General features: G+C 36.3%; 13 protein-coding genes. 6 read left to right on the forward strand and 7 right to left on the reverse strand.

What is annotated here, in order from left to right; translation table 11 throughout:
- Position 1: 1 nt before the first annotated feature.
- The gene (locus HOO91_21375; GenBank protein ID NOU20116.1) at positions 2-847 is read right to left on the reverse strand and encodes an alpha/beta hydrolase; all 846 of its coding nucleotides are present in this window, start codon (positions 845-847) and stop codon (positions 2-4) included.
- Between the two features lie 256 nt (positions 848-1,103).
- Between HOO91_21375 and HOO91_21380 the strand changes: the two genes are divergently transcribed.
- Positions 1,104-1,496, forward strand: a complete 393-nt coding sequence (locus HOO91_21380; protein ID NOU20117.1) for a DUF393 domain-containing protein — start codon at positions 1,104-1,106, stop codon at positions 1,494-1,496.
- A 151-nt stretch (positions 1,497-1,647) separates the two neighbouring features.
- Here HOO91_21380 and HOO91_21385 read toward each other — a convergent pair whose 3' ends face one another.
- Positions 1,648-5,286: a T9SS type A sorting domain-containing protein gene (locus HOO91_21385; protein ID NOU20118.1), complete on the reverse strand. Its 3,639-nt coding sequence runs from the start codon at positions 5,284-5,286 to the stop codon at positions 1,648-1,650.
- 889 nt (positions 5,287-6,175) lie between these two features.
- Here HOO91_21385 and HOO91_21390 point away from each other — a divergent pair.
- From HOO91_21390 to HOO91_21405, 4 genes are all read left to right on the forward strand, one after another.
- Positions 6,176-7,030: a cation transporter gene (locus HOO91_21390; GenBank protein ID NOU20119.1), complete on the forward strand. Its 855-nt coding sequence runs from the start codon at positions 6,176-6,178 to the stop codon at positions 7,028-7,030.
- A gap of 5 nt (positions 7,031-7,035) precedes the next feature.
- Positions 7,036-7,422: a hypothetical protein gene (locus tag HOO91_21395; protein NOU20120.1), complete on the forward strand. Its 387-nt coding sequence runs from the start codon at positions 7,036-7,038 to the stop codon at positions 7,420-7,422.
- 62 nt (positions 7,423-7,484) lie between these two features.
- Complete coding sequence (locus HOO91_21400) at positions 7,485-7,751, forward strand: hypothetical protein (GenBank protein NOU20121.1); 267 nt, start codon at positions 7,485-7,487, stop codon at positions 7,749-7,751.
- A 226-nt stretch (positions 7,752-7,977) separates the two neighbouring features.
- Positions 7,978-8,592 carry a DedA family protein gene (locus HOO91_21405; protein ID NOU20122.1) on the forward strand — a complete coding sequence of 205 codons (615 nt, stop codon included), beginning with the start codon at positions 7,978-7,980 and terminating at the stop codon, positions 8,590-8,592.
- 96 nt (positions 8,593-8,688) lie between these two features.
- On the opposite strand, the gene gatD is transcribed toward HOO91_21405, so the two are convergent.
- Both gatD and gatE read right to left on the reverse strand, forming a co-directional pair.
- Entirely contained in the window at positions 8,689-10,071 is a 1,383-nt protein-coding gene (gatD, locus tag HOO91_21410) for a Glu-tRNA(Gln) amidotransferase subunit GatD (protein NOU20123.1), read from the reverse strand.
- A gap of 30 nt (positions 10,072-10,101) precedes the next feature.
- Complete coding sequence (gene gatE, locus HOO91_21415; protein NOU20124.1) at positions 10,102-12,102, reverse strand: Glu-tRNA(Gln) amidotransferase subunit GatE; 2,001 nt, start codon at positions 12,100-12,102, stop codon at positions 10,102-10,104.
- 463 nt (positions 12,103-12,565) lie between these two features.
- Here gatE and HOO91_21420 point away from each other — a divergent pair, with 463 nt between their 5' ends.
- Positions 12,566-13,333 carry a hypothetical protein gene (locus HOO91_21420; GenBank protein NOU20125.1) on the forward strand — a complete coding sequence of 256 codons (768 nt, stop codon included), beginning with the start codon at positions 12,566-12,568 and terminating at the stop codon, positions 13,331-13,333.
- On the opposite strand, the gene HOO91_21425 is transcribed toward HOO91_21420, so the two are convergent.
- The 3 genes from HOO91_21425 to HOO91_21435 form a co-directional block, all read right to left on the reverse strand.
- Positions 13,330-14,574 carry an ABC transporter permease gene (locus tag HOO91_21425; GenBank protein NOU20126.1) on the reverse strand — a complete coding sequence of 415 codons (1,245 nt, stop codon included), beginning with the start codon at positions 14,572-14,574 and terminating at the stop codon, positions 13,330-13,332. The genes HOO91_21420 and HOO91_21425 overlap by 4 nt on opposite strands.
- A 127-nt stretch (positions 14,575-14,701) precedes the next feature.
- A complete protein-coding gene (locus tag HOO91_21430; GenBank protein NOU20127.1) occupies positions 14,702-15,334 on the reverse strand; it encodes a ribonuclease H in 633 nt (210 codons plus the stop codon).
- Positions 15,335-15,356: 22 nt separating this feature from the next.
- Positions 15,357-16,535 carry a DUF1343 domain-containing protein gene (locus HOO91_21435; GenBank protein NOU20128.1) on the reverse strand — a complete coding sequence of 393 codons (1,179 nt, stop codon included), beginning with the start codon at positions 16,533-16,535 and terminating at the stop codon, positions 15,357-15,359.
- Between the last annotated feature and the right edge of the window lie 280 nt (positions 16,536-16,815).

Consider the following 16,815-nt stretch of genomic DNA (forward strand, 5'->3'; position numbering starts at 1 on the left):
GTTAAATGAATTTTTTAAGATTCTCAATAAACCAATCTTTGGAATCTAGCATAATATATTGTTTTACATTATCGTATATAAAAATTTTACGTTCCTTAACACCACTAAACTGTTCGTCAATTCTTTGTTTTATAACATCATCGGTCAACCCATTTCTCTTAAATAAATACGAAGTGCAAAATACTATAACTGGACATTTAACTTCTTTTATTTTTTCCCTTAAATCGGTTGTTAGCATTAGTTTTTGAGCTTCTACGATGTACCTCTTCTCGGAATTAATAATAGATTTATACACTATTTTTTGGGTTGAGGAATCGGTTGTCATATCCGTTGTTCTTTGAGTCCATACATCAGAATAATTCTTATCTGAAAGATTAGCTATTTGATTTTTAAACGCTTCGGCTTGCTTAATGCCTATTTCTGTGGTAAAGGCTGGGTTATGGATTACCATTGCAAAGGGGTAAGAGTCAATCAGAATAAGTTTTTTAAAGATTGTTGGGTTGTTTATTGCTATTTGTTCCGCAATAAAACCACCAAGTCCATGACCCATAAGTATAGGATTTGATATTTTCTCTTTTTGAATGTAGTTTAGAATTTCTTTCTGAACATCAGCAAAATTAGGATCGTTGGGATTTTTGTCGCCAGCAATTCCTTTGATTGAAACCACATAGCACGTATTGCTTGAGGAGAGAGCCTGAATAGCACTTTTCCATACTTCTGCACCTCCCAATCCGGGGATAATTAAAATTGGTGAGCCTTTTCCAAAACGTTCTACGTTAATTGTATTATAAGCCTGAGTAGCAATTGTGCTAACGGCAATGAGAAGGGTTAGAATTAGTTTTTTCATTTCCTTAATGTTTATTTTACCATTTAGTATTTTAGTTAGGTGTTTTATTACAGTAATCTGTTTAGATTCCTCTAAAATAAGAAGAAATTTAATACAAAGGAAAAAAGAGTTAGAATACAGAGATAGACAGAGGGAAAATGACTTAAAAGGTATTTTTGAAACGCTATCTTCCTGCTTTCATTGCGGATATTTTATTCGATTACATTAACAACATCTCTCTATTATTGTTTCAGTCATAAACAGGTACTTTAAAAAGGTGAATATTATACTATTCGATGGGGTTTGTAATCTTTGTAACTATTTTATCCAATTTATTATTCGATGGGATAGGAGAGGGCTCTTTAAATTTGCACCTATCCAATCCGAGGTTGGGAAATCTTTACTGAGCCATTTTAATATACAACAGGGAGATATTGATTCTGTTGTTTACATCCGGGGTGATAAATGCTTTATTAGATCAAGTGCTGTTCTATATGCTTTAAAAGACTTAAAAGGGCTTTGGATGATGTTTTTTTTACTAATTGTAATCCCAAGATTCCTACGTGATTTAATTTATAATGCGATTGCCAAATCAAGATATAGGCTGTTTGGTAAAAAGGAGAACTGTATGATACCTTCTGAGGAGGTTGAGCATAGATTCTTAGATTGACAAGATTTTATAATGAGAGATGGGCAGAATCAATGGACTCTCTTTATTTGAGTAGATGTTAGATTAAAATGAGAGGTTGAATATTTCATCAACCTCTCATTAATTAAGTTAAAACCGATAACCTATAAAGGTTATTTTTTGAAATTAAAGACTATTTCAGTACAATTTGGCTGTTCATAGTTTCACCATTCATTCTAACATTAACGATATAAATACCAGCAGGAAGATTTGCTAGATTTATTTGTCTCTCTTCGTTTACGTTTGATTTGTTGAATGGTAAGGTTTTAATTACCTGACCAATAGTATTGTATATTGTAACTTGAACTGATCCAGTATACTCAGAATTAATTTGAAGTTTAAATTCACCATCGGTAGGATTTGGGTATACGCTAATTCCGAAAGTACTAGGAACTTCTCTAGTCTCATCGAGTTGAGGAGTTACACCTCTATTTGCGAATGTAAGTCTAATATTTGGACGATAACTTGAAACAGTTGCTGTACCTGTTGGTGCAGTATTATCAGCTCTGATATACATGTGCTTGCTAGTTGCAGATGTGTATTGACAAGCTGGACCTGTACTTGTACCTGCACCAGTTCCAGTGTAGTTAGTTTCAACTAGAACCAATACGTTATTCGATCCGGCCGTATAGCTGAAATTTGTTGTTAGTGCAAATGCTTTCCAAGTGTTAGCGGTTGTTCCTGCCATTGTTCCGTTATAAACCAATGTAGCACCCGAAATTGCTGTTGCCCAAGTTGAAGCAGTAATTGTAGTGGCAGTAGTATGCTTAATGTAAATCTTCACAGGAACATTGTATGATAATGTTATTGTTGGATACCACTCTACTTTATTGATTATACCTGCTGCGCCAACCTCTGCTACGGTGTAAAGTGATGCGCTTCTCTCATAGCCATAGTAGCAGCTAAGCGGGTAACCCTGTGTTGCAGTTCCAGTACCAATTATAACAGTAGATCCACCACCACCTGTTAATGTTGTGAAAGATACTTGTGTACCATAAGCAGTTCCGTTTGCATTGATTGCATATGCTCTTACATAGTAAAGAGTATTTGCAGCTAAACCAGTCATATTTGAAGTAAATGTACCTGTACCCGAACCAGTTACCACTTTGCTGTTTGCGGTGGTTGGGTTTGCGGTTGTTGCGTAGCATATACCCCTTTCAGTAACTGTAGCACCACCATCAGCAGTTACATTACCGCCACTTGTAGCAGAACTTGAGGTTATGCTTGATGCAGCAGTTGTTGTAACGGTTGGAATAGTAGTTGAGCCACCGGTAGTAATTGAAATATTATCAATATACCAGTAGTCAATCTGATACAAGTCACCATCAGCAACAAGTGCAAAATAGGTAGCTGCTGAATTTAGGTTCGTTGTTACGGTAACATTAACAGTGGCAGCAGCAATATTTGTAGCCGATGTAGCAACAGACCAGCTGGTATTTGTCCATGTTGATTTATCATTCGAAGTTTGTAGGCGTAAAGTAACACCCGCAGCATAGGCATCAAGCATATGTTTGAAGGAGAATGTTACTTGGCTAACTCCAACGGTATTAACTGCTGGAGTGATAATCCTTGTGGTTGCTGGGTTTACCTGTTGGTATGTACATTTTAGCTCATAAGCCGCACCACCTGCAGTTGCTGTATTTGACATGGTCCAACGCTCAGTAATACCAGTTCCTGTATTTTGGGTTGTCCAGTTTGCTGGTAATGTTGAGGCTGCAAAGTTTTCAGTAACAGGCAGTGTAAGTGCTACTGGGTTAAGTGTTGTAACGTTTACAGTATTGCTAGCAGCAGAAGCATTTCCAGCGGCATCTTTAGCTTTAACATAGAAAGAGTAGCTTGTACCCGCTGTTAAACCAGTAACATTGTAAGTTGTAGTGGTTGAAGTTGCATAGAATGAGCCATTTCTGTAAACATCATATCCAGTTACACCTACGTTATCGGTTGATGCTGTCCAACTTAAAGTTAAAGTTGTTTGTGCAACATTTGAATATGCAAGATTGGTTGGAGCTGTTGGAGCCTGCGTATCGCTACTAGCTGTTGGGCCATTCAGGTGCCCTGGAGTTCTTGTGTACAATGATGGATCACCGAATACAGTCCATGTATCAGCCATATTTTCACCGTCTGTGCCATAACCATCAATCATTTTGAACATACCGTTAACAAACATTCCACCGTAAGATTTGAATGTATTGGCAACAAGTAAGTCATTCATTTCATCCTGAGCTAACATTGGTGAAGCCCATGATTGGTTAATTGTTGATCCGCAGAAAACAACTGCACCAACTGGGTTACTGCTGCCATCCGTGCTACGTAACCAAGTTTCGGCAAAGCAGGTAGTTGATTTGAAGTTACCAACAACACAAGCAACAGAGATTATGAATGGGTATTTATTGGTGTTGGTTAATGCTGCAACATTTGTACTGGTATAAAGCATTGAAGACCAACTGGTTTCACTGCCATGGCCAACATAGTTGATTATACCTGTCCCAGTATTAATTAAACTTGTAAGTTGAGCTGCTGTACCACCATTCTGATAGCAGTCGGTAATTGTATAGCCATAGTTGGTTAAATCGGTTTTAATATTATTCATGTGTTGTTCATCGCTTTCACCCATATCGCCACCACCACCAACGCCTTCGTTTGATGCTATTCCAACACCTTTTGTAAGGTTAGTTGCGGAAGATAGCATATCTCTTTCATAGTAGATAGTTTTATTTACTTGTGTTGTAACATTTGCAACACTTTCAGCAGAAAAACGACCAACAAAAATATCTAGGTAGTGGTCGGTACCAACGGTATAACCATAGTTATTATCTGAATCACCGGCTGTTGTGCTTGAGGTTGGAACCTGAGCATTGTCACCAACAATTAACAGATATGTTAACCCGTTGGTGTTGTAGAAGTTCTGTACGTATGTTTTAAGAGCAGCAGAGCTGCCGATTGTTGAGTAGTTAACCAATGTAGCTGTGAAACCAATTGAGTTTTTCCATGTAACAAGTGGTTGTACTGCGCTTGCGTAGCTATCATAACTTATAATAAGCATTTTCTTGCTAGCTTCGCTTAAGGGAGTATACTTACTTGCTGTAAAGTTGAGAAAGTGGTTTGAGTAGATTGATTTGAAACCAGCATCAATTTGGTTTAAAGCCTTTTGTCTGTTTAATACGTTTCTACCCTCTTTTCCAGTTGCGATAACCTTTACGATAATTTCGCTATAAATACGAAGTTTTTTGGTAACAGGGTTATACTGATAGGGTTGCATAATGATTGTTTGCCCACGGAAATCTCTAATAATATAAGGATCTCCTAGAGATGCAATATCACCTGGGAAAAAAGCATTTGTTTGATACTCTACGCCATATTCATAGGGGATGTTGTTAGGGTTTTTATCCCTAGATATTACACCTTTTGAAGGAGCAATATCAATATTATCCACCTCAATGAACTTTGAGCTAACAACCTCAATTGCCATAGCATCCCTATCAGGAATAATGACCGATTGAGTATTCTTACCCAAATCTGGAGCACCTTTCTTTTGAATTTGAGCTCCTTTGTAAGATAAAACAACAAAAGCATTGCCTTTGGTTGTATTTACACTTTGTAAACCATAGGCGCTTTGGGAGAATTTTACAACGATTTCTGACTGATTCGATTTGATTAACTCAAAATCAGCAGTTGCTTTTTTTTGTTGTCCTAAGTACTGCCAATTAGTTTGCTGAGCAACAGCAGAAAAATAAAGCATAACAATAAGACATGAAGTAAAGATTTTTTTCATAGGTTAAATTAATTAGTGGATAAATATATTTCTAAAACGTAATATTAAAAAAAATGATATTTCGATGATATTTATAGTATACATATAATTAAATTAATGAAAAAATAGGATTTTATCTATTAATAAAATGAGTGTTTAATTGGGTTCTGTTAAAAGCTATTTTATGACATAAAATATTATAATCGAAACTCCTATTATTCGCCAGAAAATAGAATATTATATTGGAGCTTACTTCTCATAATCTATTGAGTTATTAAGTTCATCGTTTTAAATTACAATAGTTCGGTAAATTTTTTGGTGTATTTTGGTACCTTGGTGATTTTGTGGCTATTATAAAATTTTGCCACCAAAACACAAAATATCACAAAAACAATATGTTACAAATCAATAATAAAACTATAGCGAACCATTGACATTAGTGTTAAAAAAACAAAAAAATGGATAGTCAATAATTTATCCTATCATCTTTCAATTATCTTTGAGTGCGATATATATGAGAATGCGAAAGGGAAATGTTATTAAATTTATCTTTATTATAATCACCTTATTTTATTTAGAGGGAGGTAAGACTATTGCTCTCGTAAACCATCAAATATACTGCACTCATTATTTGACGGATATAGACGATTCTGAAATCTCTAGCAACAATCATCTTTTTGATTCACTTGAAGAGGATAATTGGAATTTGCCATACGCTTTAAATTATACAATTCCACAATTAGGAACGGAGAATCAAATTATTTCTAACCCTTTTTCTCCACAGAAAAGGTGCAATTCAATTTGGCAACCACCCAAGTTAGTTTAACAATTCTTTCATAAAATTAATTTGTTCTTATCTGAAATAAATCGGATGGGGTATCGGTTTTACTCATCTATACCAATAATTACTATGATAAATGAAAAAAAACGTGTTGCAGGTATTTCCGTTTTTGCTGCACTATTCTTAACAGGTTTTAAACTTGTTATTGGTATTATTACTGGTAGTCTTGGTATACTCTCCGAGGCTTTGCATTCAGGTTTGGATCTAGTGGCAGCTGTGATAACCTATTTCTCGGTTAAGATGTCAGATACGCCTCCAGATAAAAAACATCATTATGGACATGGTAAGGTTGAGAATTTTTCCGCATTCCTCGAAACCATTCTGCTTTTAATTACTTGTGCCTGGATTATCTATGAAGCGTTGCATCGACTGATCACAGGCAATACTGATATTGAGATAAATGTATGGAGTTATATCGTAGTTGTAACCTCAATAGTGGTTGATATATCACGCTCAAGAGCGTTGTATCGTGTAGCTAAAAAGTATAATAGTCAAGCATTAGAGGCTGATGCACTTCATTTTTCAACTGATATCTGGAGTTCTGCTGTTGTTCTTGTAGGGTTGATTTGTGCAAATTTTGGTTTCTTTTTTGCCGACTCGGTTGCTGCATTAGTAGTTGCATTAATTGTAATAGTAATTTCCTATAGGTTAGGCAAACGTTCAATGAATGAATTACTTGATCATGCACCTAAGGATAATGTAGCCAAAATCGAAGCTCTTATTAATACTGTCTCTGAAGTTAATAGTTACAAGAACTTATGTGTTAGAACTGCGGGGGCTGACACCTTCGTAAAAGTAACCATCCTATTAGACTCAAGATTGACACTAGGTGAGGTACATGAAATATGCAATAAACTTGAGCGGGTGATTTGTAAAGAGATTGATAGGTGTGATATTACAGTTCATACCGAACCATTTGATTAAAGAAAATGATTCTTAATAATTATCTTAATGATAACAATATGGGATTTGATGAGTTATTCGAACACCATGATAAACATAGAAGCCACGGGAGCTACGGAAAGAATAGTTATAACCACGATGACTATGACTATGCAGGTAGAAGCTCGGAATACTACCTACGCAAATATCAGTTTCACGATTATCTCTTAAATAAAATTTGGAGTAATAAGAAACTACGAGTTGCAGTTATTGTGCTTGTCATCATTTTAGTATTAATAGTGATTCTACTGATAGTTGCTCTGATCCCCTTGCTTTTTAAATTGCTTGATTATATAATGCAAAATGGTGTACAAGGCATATTTAGTAGTATAACCAGTTTTGTTGAAAAGCTTTGGAATGGAACAGGGAAATAAAAAGCGTATCGACCAATAATTTGTAATAAGAGACAAGTAAAAATAATTTAAAAATGAATGCTATGAATTGTCCAAAATGTAATGTAACCCTTCTTATGACTGATAAGCAAGGTGTTGAAATAGATTATTGCCCTCAGTGTAGGGGCGTTTGGCTCGATAGAGGAGAATTGGAGAAAATTATTGAAAGATCCTATGCCCTTGAGAACCAATCAGATTCTTTTCTTGGTGGTGAAAGCCACCGTTACGAAAAGCATCACGATGGTCACGATTCACATGGCTATAATAAATACGGACGGAAAAAGAATTTCTTGTCGGAACTTTTCGACTAAACAAATATGAGTTCTTTCGGTTTTAGTTTTTTGTTAGTTAAGGTGGAAGAGGCTGTCTGAAAAGTCAAAATTAGTTCTCGCAAAGCCCTCAAAGGAAAAACGCTAAGATCGCAAAGTGTTGAAATAACGAATAATTTACTTTGCGTTCTTAGCGTGAACCTTTCTTTTTAGACAGCATCTTTATTTCGTATTAACTAAAATATTTCTTATTGATTATAAAACAGTTATGACTTTATTCAAAAGATTATATAGATGGGTTTCACATTGGGCTAAAACTCCTTATGGATCAATAGCTTTATTTGTTTTGGCATTTGCCGAATCGATATTTTTTCCTGTTCCAGCAGATGTGTTGCTTATTCTGCTTGTGATGGGTTGTAGTGTTAAGGCTTTTCAATATGCTTTGATTTGTACTATTGGATCTGTGGCAGGTGCACTTGTTGGCTACTCGGTAGGATATTTCACATGGCTACAATTGGATGGGAGTTTTACAGGATTTGCTAACTTTTTCTTTGATAATATACCTGGATTTTCGGTTAGTTTGTATAATAGTATCAAAGTGTTATATGAACAGTGGGGTTTTTGGGTGATTTTTACAGCAGGATTTACCCCAATTCCCTTCAAAGTATTTACTATAACAGCTGGGGTTTTTGATTTGAACCTACTGATGTTTTTTCTCGCTTCGGTTATAGGTAAAGGGGCAAGATTTTTTATTGTTACTTTTTTGATCTGGAAATATGGCTCAAGAATTAAGCAATTCATTGAGAAGTATTTTAACCTTTTAGCATTAGGGCTTACCACTTTTATTATTGGTGGTTTTGTGGTTATAAAGTACGTTTTGTAATTATTATACCAAAATTAAAAAGTTCGCAAAGTGTCATTAAATCAATGCTTTGCGAACTTAATTCGAAATTATATATATATCAGTCGATCTGCCTTCCTACTTCCTAAATCTCCTAATAAATGCTTCCACCTCTGGAACACCACCTTGATAAATCAAATATCCATTATATGGTTCCCTTTGCGTAATCTCATCATTTATTGGGGTAAGCATTAGCCGCTTTATCTCCTCACGATCGTTGGTTTGACCTAAAACCCAACCCAACTTAATGTAGGCTGTTTCGGGGATCATATTCTCAAGAGGGATAATTCCTTTAGCCATTAGGTCTCGACCGGTATCGTAAACGTACATATGAACAAATCCCCATAGAGTTTGTACTGTCATAAATACATGAACACCTTTTTTATAGGCACGTTCAATTGCAGGATAAAGCGGTTTGTTGATATGACCAAGTCCAGTTCCTGCAATAATAATCCCTTTATACCCACTCTCCACCAACGAATCAATAATATCGGGTTGCATGTTTGGGTAGTAGTAAACAATCGTTACTTTCTCCTCAAAATATGGAAGAATCTTAACCTTTCTATCCTTACGACGATGGTTGTAATCCTCCTTTATGGGTTTTACTCCGCTGCGGCTAACCGTGGCAAGTGGAGTATCACCAATTGTACGGAATGTACTACGGTAGGAGGAGTGCATCTTACGTACACGTGTTCCTCTGTGCAAAAATCCGTACTCATCCGAAGTTGGGCCAAACATACAAACCATCACCTCTGCAATATCCGAATGACCCGCTGCGGTTGTTGCGTGCATTAGGTTTAAAGCAGCATCGCTACTCGGTCGGTCGGAGCTACGTTGTGAACCAACTAGTACAATTGGAACTGGAGAATTTTGCACCATAAAGGTAAGTGCCGCTGCGGTATGACTCAGGGTATCAGTTCCATGTCCAATTATAATACCATCAATACCGTTCTCAATCTCTTTTCCAATGGCAATTGCCAATGCCTTGTACTGTTCGGGACCCATATTCTCGCTGAATACAGCGAAAAGTTTCTCGGTAGTTAGGTTGCAAATATCTGCAAGTTCAGGAACTGCACCATATAATTCTCCTGGTGAAAAAGCAGGAATTACCGCACCTGTTCTATAATCAAGGCGTGATGCGATTGTACCGCCAGTTCCTAAAAGCTTAACTTTTGGTAGGTTTGGAGTAACCGGAAACTCTTTTTCAGGGATCTTATAGGTGGCTTTAAAGTATCCAGTTTCCTTCATCCCTTTGATGGTAACGATGTCTATTCCAATATTATATCCGGTCTCGATTTTTAGCACGATATGTTGATCGTCATCATTCTCAGAACGAGGGAGAACAGTTCCTTTAAATTCACCACGTGTAGTATCGATAACCGCTTTACCCCAAACACGAACATTATATTTTTTAAGCACCTCTAGCGCTTTGCCTTTATAACCTTGAAAAATATCTTCCATTGTGTCTAATATTTCTAATTATGACTAAATCTACTTAACAAGCTTTTTCTCGATGCTCTTCTTTAAATCCTTTAGATCAACATTCCCTAAAGCTTGACGGTTTAACTGACCCATAGCCCAGTTTAAGGCTACATCAGGTGAACTGCTTTTTGAAACTCTAATCTCACGGAATTTCTCAAGTAGGTAATCAACCGGAGCCAAAAGATCATCCTTTGTACGTCGTTTAAAGTTTAAGCTAGTAAGTACTGAATCGAAATCCATATTGGGGTGTTGATAGATAATTGGAAGCATCATCTTAGCAATGGATGGTTGTAGTTTTTGTTTATTAAGAAACTCAAACATCTCGATGATTCGGTTATAAGTAAAATCGTTGTGTTTTTCGATCTTTCCCTCAACAAATTTTAGCTGATGACCTAAGAAAGTGCCTGCAAATCGACCTGAAACACCTAATTTAACTAGTTGCTCAATAACAGGAACAAGGTTTTTCTTTAGGAGATATGTGTAAGTATCAGAAGGAATCTTCCAGTCTTTCATCTGCTTATACCTATCGGCAATATCCATTTGGATACGCGTTTTAAGCATGTCGATATAGCTTTCTTCCAGTGGAATAGGAGCAGAGTCGGTATCAGGATACATACGATCAGCACCCGGTAAAACCCTTTCAAATAGTGTAGTTCCATCTTCCAATGGTCTACGTGTTTCTCTGGGAACTCCATCAAATGCCATCATACAACGCTCCTGTATGGTTTCCAATGCAGTTTTCATATCATCTGCAGGCCCCCAAATTAGGATAATTGCATCATCCTCTGTAGCTTTTAGTGGAATTGAGAGGGTATTGAAATCTTTTGCATTTAAAGGCGCAACTAAGTCCTCAGTGCTAGTGATGTTAGGTTTTTCTATCCCTGCAATAACTTTTAACCTATCGCTTAGCTCATTGGTAAAACTCTTTCCAGGTTGCGTAAAATGTGATAGGATACCTTTAAACTCTGGTAAGCAAATAGCATAAACTTTATAACCAACATCAGCATAATTGATTGCTGACTGATATTCTAGTCCAATGTCACGTGGATCAATCTCAATATGTCTTAACTGCCAATTGGCAGATGTTTTTACTTTTTCAAGTAGTAATTTACGAATATTCAATAATGCCCATTGACGGAAGCACTCATTGTGCGATAATTCTGGAATCCATTTTAGATGCGAAACACCTTTAATCTCAACCCTTGTACCTCCCTCGCAGCTTACATTTGTATCCTGTCTGGCTGCTCCCATTCCAGTGCGAACCTTACCAGTACTGCGATTTAGAAAACGAATGTATTCACCTGCTTCGCGAAGTTCATCGGGGGTAAGGCAATGAGGGTGAGTTACAGTTTCGATAAGTGGCATTCCCAACCTATCGGTTTTATAGATACGTTGATGACCAATATCGGAGATTTCTCTACAAGAATCTTCCTCAATACTTAGCTGAATTAGACCAACCTTTTTGTTTTTAAGTTGAATTGCACCCTCAACTCCTAAAATGGCTGTACGTTGAAATCCTGTTGGAATTGAACCATCAAGGTATTGTTTGCGGGTGATATGAACCTCACCAACAATGTTGAGTTTGCTAAGTAGTGAGATTTCTAAAGCGATTTCTAATGCCTCACGGTTAACTGGAAATGGTGGGGTATCATCAATTTCGTATGTACAGGTAGTTTGGTTGTGAATACGATAAGTAATCTCCTTGCGAGTTTTGAATTCCATTAGCGCAGTACCATCATATTCACCCATCTCGCTCAGAGTTGGACGCATGTGACGGATTAGTTCTGCATGGTAGTCGTTACTATCGTGAAATATGCCCGCAGGGCAACGACAGAAGAGTTTCTTTTTTGTTTTAAGTTGCTGATGTACCTCAAGGCCTGATTTGAAGCCTATCCGCTGATAATCTTCTACTGTAGCTTTCTTACGAACTACGTAGCCGATAGATTTCATGGTGGTTTGGTAGTTCTTATGTGGATCGAACTTCTTAGTTGGTGTTGAACCTTTTTTCATCTGTCTATTCTTTTGTTTTTATAAGGTGCAGATGGAACATCCATAGGATAGTCATTCTCTTGTGCGTTAAGGCTAATATCATGGATGTTTCACGCGTATAAATTTTAGTTATTTTTCAGATCTGATGAACCCTTATGGGTTCAGCGAAACCAACAAAATTAAAGAAATTAACTATAGCAAACTTTTAATCTTATGATTCAATATCTAGCTTATCGTGCCCTAAAATACTAATGTCTGTGGCACAAAAGTTATATGCTGAATGCAAAGTAAATCCTGTAAAAATGCCCTTAAAATGGCAGCCCTAAATTAGCTTTGTTTCCGATGATTCCAAAATGTGAAACGGAAGACAAAAAACAAATTATCAACTAATTGTTAATTCATTGAAATATTATTTGATAAAAAAGACATAATTACTTAATTTTCATAAATTTGACTCGAAGTATTTTGTGATAAACTATTGACTATGTTTAATATCATAAAAAACCTTTTTGTATTAATTGCTTTATGCGCACTTTCATCTTGTTACCATAGGGAGTTGCATTATTCCTTTGATACATCCTCTGGAGGAGTTATTTCTGGCTCCTCATACTACTATCTTGCCAATGCAAGAGAGTTTCAGATGCCAAAAGGCATTAGCACTTTCCCTGATGGAGGTATGTCAAGAGATGTTCGTTATCTTTTTGGACTTTTTAAAACAGATACTTTAACCAATTCAACTATTTTAGTTACAAAAATTGGAAAGGTAGTTGGATGGCCTTCTAGGTATTCAACCCGGTTGGATAAGAATAGTTCCTACATTGGCATTGGTATAATAAATGTAACTCAAGTCGATTCCATTAATGGAATTTATCTGTATAATTTAAAAAACAATAAATTCAAACGGTATTCAAAAGAGAGTGGTTTGCCTGCATTTACACAGAATGGATTGTTGATGGCATATTGTATTAAAAATAAATTAGTGATTGATGATTACGCTTCTAAAAATACTCTTTTCTCTTATCTGCTAAATTTTGTGCCAGAGTTTGTTACATGGAAGAGCGATAATGAGATTTATCTATTCCTTTCAAACCCATTCAGGGTTAAGATTTTGAATATTTCAACAGGTGTAACTACGGATACAAGGCTGAAGTTTATTAAGAATTTTGATCAGGAGATTGATATCAACCAAATTAATAGGAAAATTAAGAATCCGTCCAAAGAGTCAAAAGTAATTTTGGATAATAGCTTCTAATCGAATCTGATTGTTTTTTCAGGACTTATCCTAGAAATAACCATTGATGGAACTACAAGCATTGCAATGGTAACCAGAAATGTACCAATGTTAAGTAGGAGAATATGGATAGCGTTGAGGTATATTGGAACGGTTGATAGGTAGTAACTTGCTTCATCTAATTTGATAATTCCAAATTCTTTTTGGACAATACAAATTGCTAAGCCAATAAGGTTTCCGAAAAATAGTCCACGTAAAACAATAAAACCCGATTGAATAAGAAAGATTCTTCGAACTAAAGGATTTGCTGCTCCCATTGCTTTTAGAATACCTATCATTTTAATTCGTTCAAGAATTATAATTAGAAGACCAGAAATCATATTAATTCCAGCAACTAGAATCATTATAACTATTAGGATAACCGCGTTTATATCTTGAAGCCCGAGCCAATCGAAAATGGTGGGATATTTCTCAATTATGCTTTGCACTTTGAGTTTGGAACCATCATCAAAAAAGATAAATCCAGAGATATCATCTACTTGTAAAGCCAAATCCTCAATACGATCAAAATCATCAACAAGTATCTCGAATCCTGATATTTGATCATCCTTCCAGTTATTCAGTTTACGAATATGCCTAATATCAACAAGTATAAATGTTTTATCGAATTCACCCATTTTTGTATCGTAAATTCCAGAAATGGTAAACCTTCTTACTCTCGGGGGCTCTTGCACGAAAAACATATCGATCTTATCGCCAACCTTCAATTTAAGTAAGCGAGCAAGGGATTTCGAAATTAGGGTGTTATTTGTTGTTGATGTATCAGAGAGTTCAAAGATATTTCCTTCAACAAGACTTTTTTTGAAGAAGCTCCAGTCGAAATCCGGACCAATTCCTTTAAGTACAACACCTTGAATATCAGTATCTGTTCTTATGATTCCTGGTTTTAAAGCGAATACTTGAATATGACGAATGCCTTTAATCGCTTTTATCTTAGGAATACAATCCTGATTTTTGCTAATTGGTTTGGTTTCGTATGAGCGATTACTATCGTAATTTATGAGTTGGATATGGCTACCGAAACCTATTGTTTTTTCGCTTATCTCCTTTTTAAATCCTGTAACCACAGCAATAGCTATAATCATAATAGCCAAACTTAACGCCACGGCAATGGTGGTAATACGAATGAACGGTCGAGATAGGGTTCCATTTCCGCCATCCTTACTCATCAAACGCTTTGCTATGAAATTCTCAAGATTCACTTTGACAAGTTAATAAGTTAGTAAGTTAATATGCTACCCAATACTTTTCTCTTTTCGTACACCACTTGCCGCTTTTTGTTTGCCACTCAATTCGCATGCTAAGATAAATGTTATTGATTAATTCTAACTATTTTCTTCCAAAATCGGCAGGGATTTCGCCCCATATGGTAGTTTCCCATTTCAAGATTGGATTTTTCCAAATATTCTCCTTTAGCCATTTTTCTGCTCTTTCCAGTAATTCGAAAAGAAATTCATTTTCGGGTGATTTTGCAAGTTTTGTATTCGCTTTTCGATTTCTAACCCATGATATGGCCGTCATTGAATCGGTGTAGATGGGTAAACTACTTTTCTCTCGTTTTAGTATTGCGAGCGCATGAACTATTGCTAAAAACTCGCCGATATTATTGGTTCCGTCGCGGTATGGCCCCTGATGGAAAATTAACCTTTTGGATTTTGCATCTACCCCCTGATATTCCATATCACCTGTTACTGTATTACAAGCAGCATCAACTGCAATTGAAGGGAAAACAGGCTTAGGCTGATCTTCTGGAAGACCTAACAGTGTTTGCTCTTTCGATGTTTTTTTCTTAAACTCCTCATAGTTTCCATCGTAGGCTTTTTCGGCTGCAACTCGGGTCGGAAACCCTTTGTATTTTGCGTTGGGGTAGTTCTTTATCTGTTTTTGACACTCATCCCACGATTCGTAAATGCCCGGTTTTAGCCCCGACCACACTACATAAAACTTACTTACTTTAGGCATTTATCTTTTTTGATTTGTTGTTTTACTCAAAATCGGGATACAAAAGATATTTCTTTCTAACCTTTTTAAAGTCATTAAGCCGTTTCTCCCAACTTTTACTAATTGCATCAGCATCGAGCCCTTGCTCAATCTGTTTCTTTAGTTCTGGTGTTCCCGAAAGGTTAACAAAAAAGTTATTGAAGAATGATTTTTTATCGTTAAACATTTTGTATGCGAAAAGAAGCCAATCAAGATTAATTTTTGGATTATCTTTAAAGTACTTTGCTGAATATTCACGTAAATCGAACCCATTACACTGTTCGTTTTTAAATGGAGGATTTTTACTAGCTCCAATTTTTTCAACAGGAATGTAAGAAAATCCAGTATTTGGGAGAGAGGGGTGTCCAAAAATTTGAAAAGGGAAATCGGTTCCTCGCCCAACACTTATACGTGTTCCTTCGAAAAATCCAAGTGATGGGTATAGTAAAACGGAGGTTTGGTTTGGTAGATTTGGAGATGGTCGTACTGGCAGAGAGTACATCATTTTATGAGTATAGTCCTTACAAGGAATAACCACAATGTTGCATTGAATGCCATTTTTTAGCCATTTTTCGCCATTAATCATTTGAGCATATTCACCAATGGTCATTCCGTGTACCAGTGGAACAGGGTGAAGTCCAACAAAGGAACGGTAGGTGGTATCGAGTATTGGGCCATCAACATAAAACCCATTGGGATTTGGCCTATCAAGGATAATTAATGTGACGCCCTGCTCGGCACAAGCCTCCATCACATAATGCATTGTGGAGATGTAGGTATAAAAGCGAACTCCAACATCCTGCATATCGAATACTACAATCTCAATACCCTTTAAATCTTTAACCAATGGTTTTTTATGGCTTCCGTAAAGCGATATAACTGGTAAACCAGTTTTTTTATCGGTATAGTTCCTAATGAATTCCCCAGCATCGCCCTCACCACGAAAACCATGTTCGGGGCAAAAAATCTTTTTGATTCTGATTTTCAAGGATATTAAACTATCAACTAAATAAACCTTTCCTATGGTTGAGGAGTGATTTGCCACCACTGCAATCTTCTTATGGCTGATTTTAGGGATGTACAATTCGGTTTGTTCTGCCCCAGTCGAAATTGTATCTAGCTGTGCATAAATGGGATTAGCAAGGAGCAGAACAATTGCTATAGCATATAGAGTGTGTTTCATCAATCTTGTAAAATATTCTTTACTAAAGTATACAAATTCATGCAAATTAAAGCAATTTGGGGTAGAAAATGGTTTTTTAAGAAAAAGAAGACATCTCTGGTTTTGGGTTGTAAAAAGATTCTTATTGCCGCAAATCACTATATAGTCATTCTAACCAACGCAATCAACTTATCTTCATATAAAAGCAAAACTCGCTGTGAGATGGGTTTTCTAATCCTTTATATTGCAGGCACAGCCTGTTTACTATAGCCCGATGGCGATACAACTTGTTCCACACTTT

The sequence above is a fragment of the Bacteroidales bacterium genome (assembly GCA_013141385.1).
Taxonomy (GTDB): domain Bacteria; phylum Bacteroidota; class Bacteroidia; order Bacteroidales; family Tenuifilaceae; genus UBA8529.